Annotated in this window: 14 protein-coding genes and 1 pseudogene; 6 read left to right on the plus strand and 9 right to left on the minus strand. The window is 68.2% G+C overall.

The features are described 5' to 3' along the window. Positions 1-44 precede the first annotated feature (44 nt). Positions 45-905, plus strand: a complete 861-nt coding sequence (locus ACFW22_RS08915) for a GNAT family N-acetyltransferase (protein WP_386400765.1) — start codon at positions 45-47, stop codon at positions 903-905. A 31-nt stretch (positions 906-936) separates the two neighbouring features. Then, a complete protein-coding gene (locus ACFW22_RS08920) occupies positions 937-1,389 on the plus strand; it encodes a GNAT family N-acetyltransferase (protein ID WP_386400767.1) in 453 nt (150 codons plus the stop codon). A gap of 69 nt (positions 1,390-1,458) precedes the next feature. On the opposite strand, the gene ACFW22_RS08925 is transcribed toward ACFW22_RS08920, so the two are convergent. From ACFW22_RS08925 to dnaB, 3 genes and pseudogenes are all read right to left on the minus strand, one after another. Further along, positions 1,459-2,841, minus strand: a complete 1,383-nt coding sequence (locus tag ACFW22_RS08925; RefSeq protein WP_386400770.1) for a serine hydrolase domain-containing protein — start codon at positions 2,839-2,841, stop codon at positions 1,459-1,461. A 210-nt stretch (positions 2,842-3,051) separates the two neighbouring features. Further along, positions 3,052-3,276, minus strand: a pseudogene (locus ACFW22_RS08930) (TetR/AcrR family transcriptional regulator); the annotation flags it as partial. 34 nt (positions 3,277-3,310) lie between these two features. Continuing rightward, positions 3,311-4,792 carry a replicative DNA helicase gene (gene dnaB, locus ACFW22_RS08935; RefSeq protein WP_386400772.1) on the minus strand — a complete coding sequence of 494 codons (1,482 nt, stop codon included), beginning with the start codon at positions 4,790-4,792 and terminating at the stop codon, positions 3,311-3,313. Between the two features lie 424 nt (positions 4,793-5,216). On the opposite strand from dnaB, the gene ACFW22_RS08940 reads away from it, so the two are divergent. Then, positions 5,217-6,554: an MATE family efflux transporter gene (locus ACFW22_RS08940; RefSeq protein WP_386400774.1), complete on the plus strand. Its 1,338-nt coding sequence runs from the start codon at positions 5,217-5,219 to the stop codon at positions 6,552-6,554. Between the two features lie 91 nt (positions 6,555-6,645). On the opposite strand, the gene rplI is transcribed toward ACFW22_RS08940, so the two are convergent. From rplI to rpsF, 4 genes are all read right to left on the minus strand, one after another. Further along, positions 6,646-7,092 carry a 50S ribosomal protein L9 gene (gene rplI, locus ACFW22_RS08945; protein ID WP_386400776.1) on the minus strand — a complete coding sequence of 149 codons (447 nt, stop codon included), beginning with the start codon at positions 7,090-7,092 and terminating at the stop codon, positions 6,646-6,648. Between the two features lie 18 nt (positions 7,093-7,110). Further along, complete coding sequence (gene rpsR / locus ACFW22_RS08950) at positions 7,111-7,347, minus strand: 30S ribosomal protein S18 (RefSeq protein WP_005315025.1); 237 nt, start codon at positions 7,345-7,347, stop codon at positions 7,111-7,113. A gap of 56 nt (positions 7,348-7,403) precedes the next feature. Then, positions 7,404-7,991, minus strand: coding sequence for a single-stranded DNA-binding protein (locus ACFW22_RS08955; protein ID WP_386400778.1), 588 nt, complete (start codon positions 7,989-7,991; stop codon positions 7,404-7,406). A gap of 73 nt (positions 7,992-8,064) precedes the next feature. Further along, on the minus strand, positions 8,065-8,355 hold the full coding sequence (gene rpsF, locus ACFW22_RS08960) for a 30S ribosomal protein S6 (RefSeq protein ID WP_015034882.1): 291 nt from the start codon (positions 8,353-8,355) through the stop codon (positions 8,065-8,067). A 284-nt stretch (positions 8,356-8,639) separates the two neighbouring features. Here rpsF and ACFW22_RS08965 point away from each other — a divergent pair, with 284 nt between their 5' ends. From ACFW22_RS08965 to ACFW22_RS08975, 3 genes are all read left to right on the plus strand, one after another. Beyond that, complete coding sequence (locus tag ACFW22_RS08965; protein ID WP_386400780.1) at positions 8,640-8,954, plus strand: hypothetical protein; 315 nt, start codon at positions 8,640-8,642, stop codon at positions 8,952-8,954. 240 nt (positions 8,955-9,194) lie between these two features. Next, complete coding sequence (locus ACFW22_RS08970; RefSeq protein ID WP_386400783.1) at positions 9,195-10,313, plus strand: lipid II:glycine glycyltransferase FemX; 1,119 nt, start codon at positions 9,195-9,197, stop codon at positions 10,311-10,313. Between the two features lie 70 nt (positions 10,314-10,383). Further along, positions 10,384-11,415, plus strand: a complete 1,032-nt coding sequence (locus tag ACFW22_RS08975) for an alanine racemase (protein WP_386400785.1) — start codon at positions 10,384-10,386, stop codon at positions 11,413-11,415. Between the two features lie 15 nt (positions 11,416-11,430). Here ACFW22_RS08975 and ACFW22_RS08980 read toward each other — a convergent pair whose 3' ends face one another. Together ACFW22_RS08980 and ACFW22_RS08985 are read right to left on the minus strand one after the other, a co-directional pair. Beyond that, positions 11,431-13,011 (minus strand): glycosyltransferase family 87 protein, encoded by a 1,581-nt coding sequence (locus ACFW22_RS08980; protein ID WP_386400787.1) that lies wholly within the window; start codon positions 13,009-13,011, stop codon positions 11,431-11,433. Positions 13,012-13,136: 125 nt separating this feature from the next. Further along, complete coding sequence (locus tag ACFW22_RS08985) at positions 13,137-15,881, minus strand: transglycosylase domain-containing protein (protein ID WP_386400789.1); 2,745 nt, start codon at positions 15,879-15,881, stop codon at positions 13,137-13,139. Positions 15,882-16,141: the final 260 nt, after the last annotated feature.

The following is a 16,141-nucleotide window of genomic DNA, read 5'->3' on the forward strand; positions in this document are numbered from 1 at the left end:
AAAGCGTTGGACAGAGAGTTACGGCGTCGGACAGCCTGAGCATCATGCCCCTTTCCCCTTTCCTCACGCAGCTCCCCCTCAGGCGGCTCACCCCGAGGGACCTCCTCGCCTGCGCCGACCTCTCTGAGAACCGGGGATGGCCGCGCGAGGAACACAAGTGGGGACTTCTCCTCACTGCGGGCACCGGTTACGGAATCGACGACCCCGAGGGTCCGGGCCTGGCCGCTTGTTCGGTGGTCACCTCGTACGGCCCGGAGCTCGCAGCAGTCGGGATGGTGCTCGTCGCCCAGCGGTACGCACGCCAAGGGCTGGGACGCCGACTCATGCGGCACCTCGTGGAGGAAGCAGGCGACACCCCGCTCACCCTGTATGCCACGGCCCATGGACAGCCCCTGTACGAGCAGCTCGGCTTCGTCGAGACCGGCCGGGCGGCAATGGTGCGTGGACGCTTCGCCTTCACCGTTCCCGCTCCTGACGTTGCGGTCCGCCCGGCAACAGCGGACGACCTCCCTGCCGTCCTACGACTTGACCACGAGATCTTCGGACTTGATCGCATCCACATGATCACTCGGCTTCCTTCCTTCGCCGACCACATCCGGGTCGCGGAGGAGGACGGTACGATCACGGGCTTCGCCGCTGTCTGGCCCAATATGGACACCCATGTCATCGGCCCCTTGATCGCCCAGAACCCCCGTACGGCCCAGGCGCTCATCGCCTCCCTGGCAGCAGCGACCGACCGGCCGCTGCGTACGGACATCGACCTGCGGCACAGCTCCCTGCTCAACTGGGTGAAGGAGAACGGCATCAACACCATCGCCACCACATCGGTGATGGTCCGCTCGCTGCCCGACCTCCCCGGTGACTGGCGCCGCCGCTTCGCGCCCCTGACGGTCGCAGCCGGTTAGCACCGCCATCGGCGGGCGTACGCTACGAGACATGAGCGATCTTGAGATACGCCCCGCAGTCACGGCGGACCTGCCGTCCATCGTCGCCATGCTCGCCGACGACCCCCTGGGCGCCCAGCGTGAGTCGCCCGATGACCTCGCCCCCTACCTCACTGCATTCGAGCGGCTCGCCAACGATCCGAACCAGCATGTCGTCGTGGCCGTCCGCGAGAGCAAGGTCGTCGGAACCCTCCAGCTCACGGTCATCCCCGGACTCTCCCGCCGTGGAACCACCCGCTCGATCATCGAGGGCGTCCGGATCCACGGCGACGAACGCGGTAGCGGCCTCGGTACCCAGCTCATCGAATGGGCCGTCGAGGAATCCCGGCGTCAGGACTGCCGACTGGTGCAGTTGACCTCTGACGTGACGCGCACCGACGCCCACCGCTTCTATGAGCGGCTCGGTTTTGAACCGTCCCACGTGGGATTCAAGAAGAGCCTCTGAAAGAGCACTCCTCCGCCCAGCCCCGCAGCGTTTCACGTGAAACGAGCATGGCCCGCTTGTGCTGGTGGCTCAGAGGCCCCGCCAGCCCCCTTCGTCCACACCGCCAGGAACCGCATCCCTCGGCTCATACGGTTTCCGAGTGAAGACGAAGGACCCGAGGTCGAGATGGCTCACGCCTCCATCAGGGCGTCGCACCACTCGAAGGGCTTCCCCTGCGTAGTAGCCGTTCAGCCCGACCCAACCGCCTTCGGGCACGGCACGGAAGGCGGCCCGCCGACCGACTCCACTGAGGGGTTCGAGCACCACACCACGCTCGGGTACGAGGCGGAGCACATAGGCGTAGGTGCCCCAGTACCAAGGCCCCGTCAAGGCCAGCAGCTCCTCGTCCACCTCTGCCTCAGGAAGCGGGCGCCACGGCTCTGGCAGCCTCGGCTCCGCCTCCGCCACGATCCGTACGAGATCGGCCGCCACAGCGGCCGTCAGCGGCCCTGAAGTGGCATTGGAAAGGGCGATCCCCGCGAGACCGTCTTCCACGCTCACCCACAGGCAAGCGAGGAAGCCCGGCAGCGAGCCGGCGTGACCCACGAGGGTCCGACCGTCCTTGCGCAGCAACTGGAGTCCGAGGCCATAGCCCGCTTCCCACTCCGCCTCGCCCGCCGGGGAAGCCGGAGCACGCATCTCGGCCACGGACCCCTCGGCGAGCACCCGCTCGTCCCCCGCGGCGAGAAAGGTGGCGAACCGAGCAAGGTCAGCAGCCGTCGACCAGAGCTGTCCGGCCGGCGCCATCAAGCCCAGGTCCTCCAACGGCTCGGGCAGCATGACATCGGCCCAGGGATGCACCGCCCAGCCACCTGCGTGCGGGGCAACAGGGGCGAGCGTCGTACGGCTCATGCCCAGCGGCTCCAAGATCTCGCGCCGGAGGGCTTCCTCCCAGGTCACCCCTCGGACCGCCTCCACCAGCGAACCGAGCAGCGTATAGCCGGGGTTGGAGTAATGATGGTGTCGTCCCGGCGTCTGCAGGAAGGGACGCTGCCCCAGTACGTCCGCAAGCTCCGGGCGCAGCTCGGCAGAGGACCGCTCCCACCACGCCCCGGGGGTCTCGGCTGCGAGACCACCACTGTGGCCGAGAAGTTGGGCGATCGTCACCTCGCCGACCCCCGTTGCCTTCAGGTGCTGCTCCAACGGGTCATCGAGCCCGAGCAGGCCTTCGTCCCGCAGCCTCATCACCAGTACGGCGGTGAACACCTTGGTGATCGATCCAATCCTGAACTGCGTGTCGGCATCGGGTGCACGGCCGTCCACACAACTGCGCGCACCGCTCCACACCAACTCTCCGTCACGCACCACCGCCCCCACGAACGAAGGCGCCCTGCCCTCGGACTGGGCGACTGCGATGCGGTGCACCAAGGCACGCTCGGTACCCGGAAGCAGGGCTTCGAATGATGTCGTCATGCCACCATCCAACTGCAGGAATCCACCTCACACGACCGAGTCCAGCACGGCGGAGCAGGATTCCGTCCCCCGCTCGTGCCGATCTTCCCGAAGACGGCGCCTCGCCTTCGGCACACATCGGCACCGGTCACGCTCGACAGGACAGCCTCCCCATCGCCGCGGTGGAGCCGCCGGATGGTGACCACGGCAAGGATCGAGGCAGCCATGTCCCCTGCCGGCGCCTCCGGCAGTCGCCTCCGCGATGCGGATCGTCTTCTCGTCCGCGGCAAGCAGCGCGATCCGTCCGCGCAGATCCGCCAGGCTGCGGACGTGCGCATGGAGACTCGCGTCCTTCACGCCCAACCGTCGCGCCATCTGCGCCATGGTGACCCGGTCGAGTCCGACCTCGTCCGCCAACAGGGAGTCACCCCCGACCTGTCCGCGCTCGGCCCCCAGACGGTGTCGCCCTCGGGGGAACGCCACGGACCGACTAGGTCTGAGCCATGTCCACGAAGCGGGAGTAGTGGCCCTGGAAGGCCACGGTGATCGTGGCCGTCGGGCCGTTACGGTGCTTGCCCACGATGATGTCGGCTTCACCGGCACGCGGCGACTCCTTCTCGTAGGCGTCCTCGCGGTGCAGCAGGATCACCATGTCGGCATCCTGCTCGATCGATCCGGACTCACGGAGGTCGGAGACCATCGGCTTCTTGTCGGTGCGCTGCTCGGGACCACGGTTCAGCTGGGAGAGCGCGATCACCGGCAGCTCCAGCTCCTTGGCGAGGAGCTTGAGGTTTCGCGACATGTCGGAGACCTCTTGCTGGCGGCTCTCCTGCCGCTTGGAGCCGCCGGACTGCATGAGCTGCAGATAGTCGATGATGACGAGCTTGAGGCCGTTGCGCTGCTTGAGCCGACGGCACTTCGCCCGGATCTCCATCATCGACAGGTTCGGGGAATCGTCGATGTACAGCGGAGCCTGGGAGACGTCCGGCATCCGGCGGGCGAGCCGTGTCCAGTCCTCATCGGTCATCGTGCCGGAGCGCATGTGGTGCAGCGCGACCCGGGCCTCTGCGGAGAGCAGGCGCATCGCGATCTCGTTGCGCCCCATTTCGAGGGAGAAGATGACGCTGGGGAGGTTGTGCTTGATGGAGGCCGCCCGCGCGAAGTCGAGCGCGAGGGTCGACTTACCCATGGCAGGACGAGCCGCAATGATGATCATCTGACCGGGATGCAGCCCGTTGGTGAGCGAGTCGAGGTCGGTGAAGCCGGTGGGCACACCCGTCATCTCGCCGCTGCGGGAGCCGATCGCCTCGATCTCGTCGAGCGCCCCCTCCATGATGTCGCCGAGCGGCAGGTAGTCCTCGGTGGTGCGCTGCTCGGTGACCGCGTAGATCTCCGCCTGTGCCGAGTTCACGATCTCGTCGACGTCGCCGTCGGCGGCGTAACCCATCTGCGTGATCTTGGTTCCGGCTTCCACCAGGCGCCGCAGGACGGCACGCTCGTGGACGATCTCCGCGTAGTAGGAAGCGTTGGCCGCGGTCGGGACGGACTGGACCAGGGTGTGGAGGTAGGAGGCGCCGCCGACACGGGTGATCTCGCCGCGCTTGGTGAGTTCGGCGCCGACCGTGATCGGGTCGGCAGGCTCGCCCTTGGCGTAGAGGTCGAGGATCGCCGCATAGACGGTCTCGTGGGCCGGCTTGTAGAAGTCGTGCCCCTTGATGATCTCCACGACGTCGGCGATGGCGTCCTTGGAGAGCAACATGCCGCCGAGGACGGACTGCTCGGCGTCGAGGTCTTGGGGGGGGACCCGCTCGAAACCGGAGAGCCCCCCGTCCCAGGGGCCCTCGCCGCCCCGCTCGTGCTGGTCGTCGCGGCCGCGACCGCGGCCACGGCCCTCGCCTCGGGTACGGGTGGGCAACCGGTCGCTCGGTCCGCTATCGGCCCAAGGGTCGTCCATGGGCTCGGGAACGCTCACCAAGCCACCTCCTCCCGTCCGCTCCGCGGACCTCGCCGTGCCACTCTTTCTTACGCCACGGCCTTGATCAAAGAGTGGCTTCGCGACCGGTTCTGGCGCGTCGGGCGCCGGACCACGGTAGGCCCGCGGAGGGCATCAGCCAATCTGGTTATCCACAGGCCCTGTGCATGAAGGGCCAGATGCTGTGGAGAACTCGCCAGAACCTGTGCACGGACCGGGGGACAGGCATGTGGACAAACTCATAGGACCCCCCACCTCACTCACCTGACCTGCAACTTTCTCATGCACGGGCTGTGGGGGAGAAAAAGTTCTGGAGCTGCATCAAGATCAGAACAAACGGCCCACACCCGAAGCCTCGCCCCATCGAAAAGTAAGGATCACTAGGCAATTGCATCTATTACCTGTGGAAGATTAGATTGAGCTCATGACCCAGGCCCCCGCAACGACCAAGGCCGTCCGCCGACAGCACGACCGCGAGATCGTCTCCCTCGCCCTGCCCGCCTTCGGCGCCCTCGTCGCCGAACCGCTGTTCCTGATGGCCGACAGCGCCATCATCGGCCACCTCGGCACACCTCAACTTGCGGGACTCGCCATCGCCGCGGCGCTGCTCTCCACAGCCGTCAGCGTCTTCGTCTTCCTCGCCTACGCCACCACGGCCGCCGTCGCCCGACGGGTGGGTGCGGGTGATCTCCCGGCCGCCATCCGACAGGGCATGGATGGAGTCTGGCTCGCGCTGCTCCTCGGCGTGGCCGTCGTGGTGCTGACCCTGCCCACGACGCCATGGCTGGTCGACGCCTTCGGCGCCTCGCACACCGCTGCCCCGTACGCGGTCACCTATCTCAGGATCTCCAGCCTCGGCATCCCCGCCATGCTGGTGGTGCTGGCGGCCACCGGCGTTCTGAGAGGCCTCCAGGACACCCGCACCCCGCTGTACGTGGCGATCGCCGGCTTCGTGACCAACGGCGCGCTCAACCTGGTCCTCGTCTACGGGGCCGGGCTCGGCATCGCGGGCTCCGCCTGGGGCACGGTCATCGCCCAGTACGGCATGGCCACCGTCTACCTCATGGTGGTCGTCCGTGGCGCCCGACGCCATGGCGCCTCCCTACGACCCGACCCTGCCGGCATCCGCGCCTCAGCCCAGGCCGGCGCTCCGCTCCTGGTCCGTACGCTATCGCTCCGCGCGGTCCTGATGATCGCCACGGCAGTCGCCGCCCGGCTGGGGGACACCGAGGTCGCCGCCCACCAGATCATCCTGTCCCTGTGGAGCCTGATGGCCTTCGCGCTCGACGCGATCGCCATTGCAGGGCAGGCCATCATCGGCCGCTACCTCGGCGCGGCTGACACCGAGGGCGCACGGCAGGCGTGTCGCCGCATGGTCCAGTGGGGAGTGGTCTCCGGGGTGGTGCTCGGTGCACTCCTCGTCGTCACCCGTTCCCTGTTCGTCCCGCTCTTCACCCATGACACCACCGTGCAGGAGACCCTGCTCCCGGCACTCCTCGTCGTCGCGCTCTCCCAGCCGATCTCCGGCGTGGTCTTCGTCCTCGACGGTGTCCTCATGGGCGCGGGAGACGGCCCCTATCTGGCCCGGGCCATGCTGTTCACACTGGCCGTCTTCGCACCCGTTGCCCTGCTGGTCCCGACGTTCGGCGGTGGGCTCACCGCACTCTGGTGGGCCATGACCCTGATGATGTCGGTACGCATGGGAACCCTCTGGCTCCGGACCCGTTCCGGCGGCTGGATCGTCACGGGTGCCACCCGCTGACCAGAGAAGTTTCACGTGAAACGGCGGAAGGGCCGCACCCCGAGGGGTGCGGCCCTTCCTCACTGCTGAGCGCAGACTGCCAAGGGCAGCGTTACGCGGCGACGACCTCGACGCCGAGCTTCGCGGCAACCTCGGGGTGCAGACGCACGGACACCTGGTGGGCGCCCAGGGTCTTGATCGGCGAACCGAGCTCGACGCGACGCTTGTCGACGTCGGGGCCACCCGCGGTCTTGATCGCCGCGGCGATGTCGGCCGGGGTCACGGAGCCGAAGAGACGGCCGGCGTCGCCGGAGCGAACGGCCAGGCGCACCTTCGTGCCCTCGAGCTGAGCCTTGATCTCATTGGCCTGCTCGATGGTCGCGATCTCGTGGATCTTGCGGGCGCGGCGGATCTGCGCCACGTCCTTCTCGCCACCCTTGGTCCAGCGGATCGCGAAACCACGCGGGACCAGGTAGTTGCGAGCGTAGCCGTCCTTGACGTCGACGACGTCGCCAGCGGCACCGAGGCCGGAGACCTCGTGGGTGAGGATGATCTTCATTTTTCGGTCACCCTTCCCTTATCGCGCGGTGGACGTGTAGGGCAGCAGCGCCATCTCACGGCTGTTCTTGACGGCCGTGGCGACGTCACGCTGGTGCTGCGTGCAGTTGCCGGTGACGCGGCGGGCACGGATCTTGCCGCGGTCGGAAATGAACTTCCGCAGCATGTTCGTGTCCTTGTAGTCCACGTACGCGGTCTTGTCCTTGCAGAACGCGCAGACCTTCTTCTTAGGCTTGCGCACAGGCGGCTTCGCCATGGTGTTTCTCCTGTGTGATCAAGAAGTGGGGTTACGAGCTGCTTCGAGGGCGTGCCCTAGAAGGGGGGCTCGTCCGAGTAGCCGCCGCCGGAGTTTCCACCCCAGCCGCCACCGCCGCCGCCCTGCTGCTGGCCGCCGCCGGAGGGGCTGCCGGTCGCCCACGGGTCGTCGGCGGGAGCCCCGCCACCACCCTGGGGACCGCCGGAGTTTCCACCCCAGCCGCCACCGCCGCCGCCCTGCTGCTGCTGGCCGCCGCCGTACCCACCCTGGCCACCGCGACCGGTGGTCTTGGTGACCTTGGCCGTGGCGTTCTTGAGGCTGGGGCCGACTTCCTCGACGTCCAGCTCGTAGACCGTGCGCTTGACGCCCTCACGGTCCTCGTAGGACCGCTGCTTCAGCCGGCCCTGCACGACGACGCGCATGCCTCGCTGGAGCGACTCGGCGACGTTCTCCGCCGCCTGACGCCAGACCGAGCAGGTGAGGAAGAGGCTCTCGCCGTCCTTCCACTCATTGGTCTGACGGTCGAAGGTGCGGGGGGTGGACGCGATACGGAACTTCGCGACCGCCGCACCGGACGGGGTGAAGCGCAGCTCGGGGTCGTCGACAAGATTGCCGACGACCGTGATGACGGTCTCGCCTGCCATGGGGAACCTCTCGGCGGGTTTGCTTCTGGCTGCTTCGTTGCTACTCGAACCCGATGACCTCTGAGCTAGAAGCTCAGTGGGTCTCGGGGCGGAGGACCTTGGTCCGGAGGACCGACTCGTTCAGGTTGAGCTGGCGGTCGAGCTCCTTGACGACCGCAGGCTCGGCCTGCAGGTCGATGACCGAGTAGATGCCCTCGGGCTTCTTCTTGATCTCGTAGGCGAGACGACGACGGCCCCAGGTGTCGACCTTCTCGACCTTTCCGTTGCCCTCACGGACGACGGAGAGGAAGTTCTCGATCAGCGGGGAGACAGCGCGCTCCTCGAGATCGGGGTCGAGGATGACCATCACCTCGTAGTGACGCATGTGGAACCCACCTCCTTTGGACTCAGCGGCCACGGTCGTTCCGTGGCAGGAGGGTCGTGATGCGTGAGCGACGGTATCGGCCCCCACTGACAATCCACCTCGACGGGCGAGGAGCACGGTCGGGATCCCGGAAGGGCCTGGGCAGACACCGGCGCAGCTGTACAGAGTACCCGCACACCGGCTTCCGGTTGAAATTCACCGGTGAGGGGACGCAATCTGTACACAACGGAAGTCGGCGGCGCTACGATGCGCCGCCTTCCGGCAGCTACGCCAGGAGGTGCCCCATGGCACAGGCAATGCGACCCGACCCCGGCCACTCCCTCTTCGCCACCGACGGCAAGCCCCATCCGATCCAGGACACCCTGGTCGGCGTGACACTGGTCCTGGGGACCCTCGCCTTCGTCAGCTCGTTCTTCCACAACCTCCACCTACTGAGTTCCTGGTCGGGGCTGATCGGCATCCTGACCGGGGCCTACGGACAGTTCATCTCCGTGACGACCCGCGAGCGCTTCGCACTGATCGTCGGACTCGGCGCATCAGCGCTGGGCTTCTACCTCGGCATGGCCCACGGCGGGCTCTTCGGCGGCGTCGTCAGCTGAGCGGGCATCGGCGACGGACACGCCCGACGGATGACCCCGGCGCCACTGCCGGACGTCCCGGCGACACCGTCGGGCAGCACCGGCGCCACCGTCCGATGACCCCGTCGGCGGCGCCGGCCCGTCCCCCGCGGCACGTCAGCGCGCACGCACCCATTCGGGGCGCTCCTCGGTCACAGTAGGCTTCGGCGCGAGAGCCGGACCCCTGACCGATGGGGACACACCTGCCGAGGAGCGCCCCGCATGAGCCTGACCCTGAGGACCATCAGCCGTGAGCAGCATCTGGCATTCATCCAGAGCCAGCCCGCCGCGAGCCACTGCCAGGTCCCGGCGTGGGCTGATGTGAAGACGGAGTGGCGCTCGGAGAACCTCGGCTGGTTCGACAAGGCCGGTGAGCTGGTCGGCGCCGGTCTGGTGCTCTACCGCCAGCTCCCGAAGATCAAGCGCTACCTGGCCTACCTGCCCGAGGGCCCAGTCATCAACTGGTACGCACCCAACCTCGACGACTGGCTGCAGCCGATGCTGGCGCACCTGAAGCAGCAGGGTGCCTTCTCGGTGAAGATGGGGCCGCCGGTCGTGATCCGGCGCTGGGACGCCGCCGCGATCAAGTCCGGCATCCAGAACCCCGACGTCAAGCGCCTCAAGGACGTCGAGGCCACCCACATCGAGCCGCGCGCCTTCGAGGTCGCGGACCGACTGCGGAAGATGGGCTGGCAGCAGGGCGAGGACGGCGGCGCCGGCTTCGGCGACGTGCAGCCCCGTTACGTCTTCCAGGTCCCGCTGGCGAACCGCTCGCTCGACGACGTCCTCAAGGGCTTCAACCAGCTGTGGCGCCGCAACATCAAGAAGGCGGAGAAGGCCGGCGTCGAGGTCGTCCAGGGCGGCTACGAGGACCTGGCGGAGTGGCAGCGGCTGTACGAGATCACGGCCGTGCGCGACCGCTTCCGGCCCCGTCCGCTCTCCTACTTCCAGCGCATGTGGACCGTCCTCAACAACGAGGACCCCAACCGCATGCGGCTCTACTTCGCACGCCACAACGGGGTGAACCTCTCGGCCGCGACCATGCTCGTCGTCGGCGGACACGTCTGGTACTCGTACGGAGCCTCCGACAACATCGGCCGTGAGGTCCGGCCGTCGAACGCGATGCAGTGGCGGATGCTCCGCGACGCCTACGCGATGGGCGCGACCGTCTACGACCTCCGGGGCATCTCGGATTCCCTCGACGAGACCGACCACCTCTTCGGGCTCATCCAGTTCAAGGTGGGCACGGGCGGCGAGGCCGTCGAGTACATCGGCGAGTGGGACTTCCCGCTGAACAAGTTGCTCCACAAGGCGCTCGACATCTACATGTCGCGCCGTTGACGGTTCCGTAGGCTCGTAGTCTCGTACACACCTTTGACACCGCTGCCATCAGAAAGGTTCCGGGCCGGCCATGGCGCTCTCCCTCTACGTCGACACCGCTCGCTGGCGGGCGCACCAGAAGTCCGTCCTCGACCAGTTCCCGGGACTCATCCCGGTCTGCAAGGGCAATGGATACGGTTTCGGGCACGAGAAGCTCGCTGACGAGACCGCCCGGCTCGGAGCCGACGTGCTCGCGGTGGGCACCACCTACGAGGCCGCGAAGATCAAGGACTGGTTCGGCGGCGACCTGCTGGTCCTCACCCCCTTCCGCCGGGGGGAGGAGCCGGTGCCGCTGCCCGACCGGGTGATCCGATCCGTATCGTCCGTGGACGGCGTCCACGCGCTGGTGGGCGCCCGGGTCGTGATCGAGTGCATGAGCTCGATGAAGCGGCACGGGGTGCGCGAGGAGGAGCTCCTGCAGCTGCACGCCGCCATAGAGGACGTGCGCCTGGAGGGCTTCGCGCTGCACCTGCCCCTGGACCGTCAGGACGGCACCGACGCGGTCGAGGAGGTCATCTCCTGGATGGATCGGCTGCGGGCCGCCCGGCTGCCGCTGCACACCATGTTCGTCAGCCATCTGAGGGCGGAGGAGCAGGCCCGGCTGCAGCAGCAGTTCCCGCAGACCCGCTTCCGGGCCCGGATCGGCACCCGGCTGTGGCTGGGCGACCACGAGGCCACGGAGTACCGGGGTTCGGTGCTCGACGTGACCCGGGTCTCCAAGGGCGACCGGTTCGGCTACCGCCAGCAGAAGGCCGCCTCCGACGGCTGGCTGGTGGTGGTCGCCGGCGGCACCTCGCACGGTGTGGGCCTGGAGGCTCCGAAGGCGATGCACGGCGTCATGCCGCGCGCCAAGGGCGTGGCCAGGGCGGGTCTGGCGACGGTCAACCGAAACCTTTCGCCGTTCGTCTGGGGCGGGAAGCAGCGCTGGTTCGCCGAGCCGCCGCACATGCAGGTGTCGATCCTCTTCGTGCCGGCCGACGCCGAGGAGCCCCGGGTGGGCGACGAACTCGTGGCGCACCTGCGCCACACCACGACGCAGTACGACCGGCTCGTGGAGCGCTGAGCCGGCCGGATCCGCTCACCCCCGGGAGCGCTGCTCCCCGGGGGTGGCCGACGGCCCGCCCGGCTCCTCGGGTGCGCCCCACGGGTGGTCTGGGGCGTCCGGGACGTCTGGGGCGTCCCGGACGCCCCAGCTCACCCGTGGGCCCTCCACCGCCGCCGGAGCGGCGTGTCGGGCCTGCCGGGCGGCCCTGCCCGCCACGAAGACGTCCTCGGCGCTGTCCAGGACGCCCCCCGAGGGATCGTCCGCACCGTCCTGCCGGACCGGGTCCTTCTCCGGCACGAGGACGTCGTGCACGACCATCGCGCACAGGTAGAGCGTGCCGAGCAGGTGGAGCACGATCGCGAACTGGTAGCCCTCCATCGGCAGGCCCTGCTTGTTGCCGCCCGTGGTGAAGGCCAGGTACATCCAGATGCCGAGGAAGTACGTGACCTCGCAGGCCTGCCAGATCAGGAAGTCGCGCCAGCGGGGACGGGCGAGCACGGCCAGGGGGACCAGCCAGAGGACGTACTGCGGCGAGTAGACCTTGTTGGTCAGCACGAAGGCGGCGACGACCAGGAAGGCCAACTGGGCGAAGCGGGGCCGGCGGGGGGCGGTGAAGGCCAGGAAGGCGAGTCCGGCCACCGCGACCGCCACCAGCAGCAGCGCGTACAGGTTGGCCCGGCCCGGCGGGATCGCGTCTCCCGTCCGTTGGCTGACCAGCAGCCAGATCGAACCGAAATCGACGTTCCGGTCCCGGCTGAAGAGGTAGAACTGCTTCCATCCCTCCGGCGCGAGCAACATCACCGGCAGGTTCACGACCAGCCAGGCACCCGCGAAGCCGAGCAGCGCGGTCCCGTACGCCCGCCATTTGCCGGCCCGCCAGCAGAGCAGCAGCAGCGGGCAGAGGAGCAGTATCGGGTAGAACTTGGCAGCGGTCGCCAGGCCGAGCAGGACGCCGAAGGCCAGCGGCCGGCTCCGTGACCACATGAAGACGGCGGCGGCGGTCAGCGCGACGGCCAGCAGGTCCCAGTTGATCGTGGCGGTGAGCGCCACCGCGGGCGCCAGGGCGACCAGGAGGCCGTCCCAGGGGCGCAGCCGGTGCGTCCGGGTCACACAGACCGCGAGTACGGCGGCGCAGACCATCAGCAGGCCGGCGTTGACCAGCCAGTACGCCTGCTCCCGCTGCGTCAGGTCACCGCCGCCCGGTGTCAGCCAGGACGCGACCTCCATGAAGAGGCCGGTCAGGACCGGGTACTCCAGGAACGGTATGTCGCCGCCCAACCGGTCGAAGTAGGGGACCAGGCCGTCCGCGAAGCCCCGCCCGGCGAAGAGGTGGGGGATGTCCGAGTAGCAGGCGTGGGTGTACTGGGAGGTGGCGCCCCGGAACCAGGCCCAGTTGTAGCAGGGCAGCTTCTGCACCATGCCGAGGGCGTACATGCCGAGGGCCACCAGTGCGATCACCCGCACCGGCGTCAACTGTCCGGTGTTCCGCGCCGCCCGACGGCCGTAGGGGCCACCGATCAGCTCGCTGCCCGCGGCGGCCACCTCGTCCCGGTGGGTGGGAACGACCGTCTGTGCGCGGTCTCGCGGTGCGCTCGACTTCTGGAGGCTCGGCATGGGGGACATCCTGCCGTACGTCCCCGGGAAAACGGCGAGGGCCGCCGCGGTCGTTCCGTACGGAAGGTACGGGACGGCCGCGACGGCCCTCGGTGGATTGCCCGGTCAGGCGCCGGACTGCGGGATCAGGGCGTCCCGCCCCCGGGTCTGCCGTTGCCGTTGCCGCCGGAGCTGTCCGTCGGCGAGTCCGTCGGCGTCGGCGAGTCCGTAGGCGTCGGATCCGTGGGAGTGGGCTCACCAGTGTTCCCACCGGGGTCGCCGGGGTTGTTGCAGTTGAAGTCCCAGACGCTGCAGGTCGTCTTGCCGGGCTTCGGCGTCTTGGTCTGTCCCGGAGGAGTGGTCGTCGGGCTGGCCGACTCGGTGGGCGTCGGGCTGGCCGACTCGGTGGGCGTCGGAGAGTCCGTCGGCGTCGGCGTCGGGCTCTCCGCACCACCGCCGAAGATCGCCTTGGCGCCCTCCAGCTTCTCCGGCTCGGGGAAGTCGACCTTGGGCATGCCCTCGACCGCGTCCATCATGTACTCGCGCCAGATCCGCGAGGGGAACGACGAACCGTGGATCGTGGGCTGGTTGCCCGTGCCGTACATCGACTCGAACGTGCGGTCCGGCTTCGTCTCGTCGTCGTCGAAGCGGTACATGTCGATCGCGGTCGCCAGCTGGGCCGTGTAGCCCACGAACCAGGCCGACATGTTGTCGTCGGTCGTACCGGTCTTGCCGGCCACGTCACGGCCGGGGAGCCGTGCCTTGCGGCCGGTGCCCCGGTCGTCCGCGACGACGCTCCGCAGCACGTCGGTGACGTTGTTGGCGACCGCCGGGCTGAAGGCCCTCGTGGGATCGGCATGGTGCTCGTTGACGACGGAGCCGTTCCGCATCACCTTCTCGACGGAGTAGGGGTCGTTCTGCTCGCCCTGGTTGGCGAAGGTCGCGTACGCGCCGGCCATGCGGATGGCGCTCGGGCTGGAGACACCGAGGGAGAAGGAGGGGAAGTCGCCCTTGACCAGGGAGTCCTCGCGGACGCCGGCCTTGACGGCCGCGTTGCGCACCTTGTCGATGCCGACGTCCATGCCGAGTTGCACATACGGCGAGTTGGCGGACTTCATCATGGCGTAGCGCAGCGAGATGTCGCCGTAGCTGGCGTCCTCGTCGTTGCTCTGACGCCACTCGTTGCCCTTGTCGTCGCGCCAGATGTCCCCGTTGTACTTGCGGATCGCCAGGTCGTCCTTGCCGTTGTAGAGGCTCTTGTCCGGGTCGAGGATCGTGCGCTCGGACGCGTCCTGCTGCGGACCGAGCTCCGGGTCCCGCACGCCGTCCGTCATCGCGGCGGCGAGCACGAAGGGCTTGAAGGTCGATCCGACCTGGGCACCGGTGTTGTCGGCGTTGCTGCGGAAGTGCTTGGTGGCGTCGACGCCGCCGTAGATGGCGACGATCTTCCCGGTCGCCGTGTCGACGGACGCGCCGCCGAACTGGACGTGCGAGTCCTCCTTGGGGCGCTTCTTCGGGTCGATGTTCTCCTTGATGACGTTCTTGATCACCTGCTCCATCTTGTCCACCTTCGACTTCTCGAAGGTGGTGTGGATCTCGTAGCCGCCGCGCTCGAGCTCGGCCTCGCTGATGTCGAACTCGTTCTTCATGTTGAGGTTGGCCGTGCTCACCAGGTAGCCGATCTGGCCGCTCAGGTTGGCACTCTTCTTGATCTTCTGCACCTTGGGGAGGGCGGTGTACTTCGCCCGCTCCTCGGCCGAGATGTGCCCGTCCTTCTGCATCTCGTCGAGGATCCACTTCCACCGCTTGGTGAGGCGCTCGGTGTTCGCCTGGGCGGTGGCACTGGGGTCGACGTCCGGATAGCCGGCCGGGTCGTAGTAGGTCGCGCCCTTCAGCACCGCGGCGAGCACCGCCGACTCGCTGGGGTTGAGCTTCTCCACGTCCTTGTTGAAGTACGCGCGGGCCGCCGCCTGGATGCCGTACGCACCACGTCCGTAGTACGAGGTGTTCAGGTAACCGGCCATGACTTCTTGCTTGGTGACCTCGTTGCCGACCTTCATGGAGATGAAGAGTTCCTTCACCTTCCGGGTGACGGTCTGCGACTGGTCGTCCAGGCGGTTGTTCTTCACGTACTGCTGGGTGATGGTCGAACCGCCCTGGGTCTGACCGCCCATGGCCATGTTCCACACGGCACGGCCGATGCCCATGGGATCGACCCCGGAGTCCTCCCAGAAGGTCTTGTTCTCCGCCGAGATCACCGCGTCCTGCATGGCCTCGGGGATCTGCTCGAACTTGACGATCTGGCGGTTGGTGCCGCTGCCCGTCGCGACCATGCGGGACCCGTCGGCCCAGTAGTAGATGTTGTTCTGCGAGGTCGCGGTCTCGGCCTCGTTGGGGACGTCCACCCGCGAGTACGCGAACGCGGCGGCGCCCATCACCGAAGCACAGAAGAAGAGGAAGGTGCCCGTCACGAGCCTCCACGACGGCATCCAGCGACGCCAGCCGTACTTGTTGTGACGCGGGTAGTCGATGATCCGCTTCTTGCCCGGGGGCCTGCCGCCGGAGCCCCGCCCGGGGCCACCGCTGCCGCGTCCGCCACCACCGCCGCCACCACCGCGGCGACCTCCACCGGTCCCACCGGGGCCGGAGTCGGCGCCTCTCCGCCGACTGCCGCGCTGGGCGGCTCGACGGGCCTCGGCACGCCCCCCGTAGGGGCGTTGCTCCTCTCCGTAGGAAGAGGGCGGTCCGTACGAGGCCGAGGGGGCCTCCGTACCGACGTCATGGGCCGGGGCCGGCATGCGGCCCATCGGCTGTTGGGCAGCGCGCCGTGCCGCCGCGCGACCGCCCGTCGGCGGCTGCTGCGGCGGCATTTTGCGACGATGCTCGCTCATCGAACGACTACTCCTCGGGCAGGCGCGTACGCCTGGAAGCGGCAGTTGAGTTCCGGTCCCCCCGAAATGCGCACGGACGGGGCCCCATCGGAGGTCCCCCCGTACCGCAGCCGGTCACCCGCAGCACTGACGCCCCAGGGCATCGCTCGGTTCCCGGTGGTCTGCATGCCGCACAGACTACGCACGGCCAAAACCCTCCTAGAGCTGAACTTCACCTCAAATCGGGCAACTCGATCGTCATGAATTGGTGATGTGATGCC

It is taken from the genome of Streptomyces sp. NPDC058872 (genome assembly GCF_042743065.1).
Classification (GTDB): domain Bacteria; phylum Actinomycetota; class Actinomycetes; order Streptomycetales; family Streptomycetaceae; genus Streptomyces.

Excerpts from the sequence above, each read along its gene's own strand:
- ACFW22_RS08915 (WP_386400765.1), top strand. The coding sequence starts at position 45 with ATGCCCCTTTCCCCTTTCCTCACGCAGCTCCCCCTCAGGCGGCTCACC.
- ACFW22_RS08920 (WP_386400767.1), top strand. The coding sequence starts at position 937 with ATGAGCGATCTTGAGATACGCCCCGCAGTCACGGCGGACCTGCCGTCC.
- ACFW22_RS08925 (WP_386400770.1), bottom strand. The coding sequence starts at position 2,841 with ATGACGACATCATTCGAAGCCCTGCTTCCGGGTACCGAGCGTGCCTTG.
- ACFW22_RS08940 (WP_386400774.1), top strand. The coding sequence starts at position 5,217 with ATGACCCAGGCCCCCGCAACGACCAAGGCCGTCCGCCGACAGCACGAC.
- rplI (WP_386400776.1), bottom strand. The coding sequence starts at position 7,092 with ATGAAGATCATCCTCACCCACGAGGTCTCCGGCCTCGGTGCCGCTGGC.
- rpsR (WP_005315025.1), bottom strand. The coding sequence starts at position 7,347 with ATGGCGAAGCCGCCTGTGCGCAAGCCTAAGAAGAAGGTCTGCGCGTTC.
- ACFW22_RS08955 (WP_386400778.1), bottom strand. The coding sequence starts at position 7,991 with ATGGCAGGCGAGACCGTCATCACGGTCGTCGGCAATCTTGTCGACGAC.
- rpsF (WP_015034882.1), bottom strand. The coding sequence starts at position 8,355 with ATGCGTCACTACGAGGTGATGGTCATCCTCGACCCCGATCTCGAGGAG.
- ACFW22_RS08965 (WP_386400780.1), top strand. The coding sequence starts at position 8,640 with ATGGCACAGGCAATGCGACCCGACCCCGGCCACTCCCTCTTCGCCACC.
- ACFW22_RS08970 (WP_386400783.1), top strand. The coding sequence starts at position 9,195 with ATGAGCCTGACCCTGAGGACCATCAGCCGTGAGCAGCATCTGGCATTC.
- ACFW22_RS08975 (WP_386400785.1), top strand. The coding sequence starts at position 10,384 with ATGGCGCTCTCCCTCTACGTCGACACCGCTCGCTGGCGGGCGCACCAG.
- ACFW22_RS08980 (WP_386400787.1), bottom strand. The coding sequence starts at position 13,011 with ATGCCGAGCCTCCAGAAGTCGAGCGCACCGCGAGACCGCGCACAGACG.
- ACFW22_RS08985 (WP_386400789.1), bottom strand. The coding sequence starts at position 15,881 with ATGAGCGAGCATCGTCGCAAAATGCCGCCGCAGCAGCCGCCGACGGGC.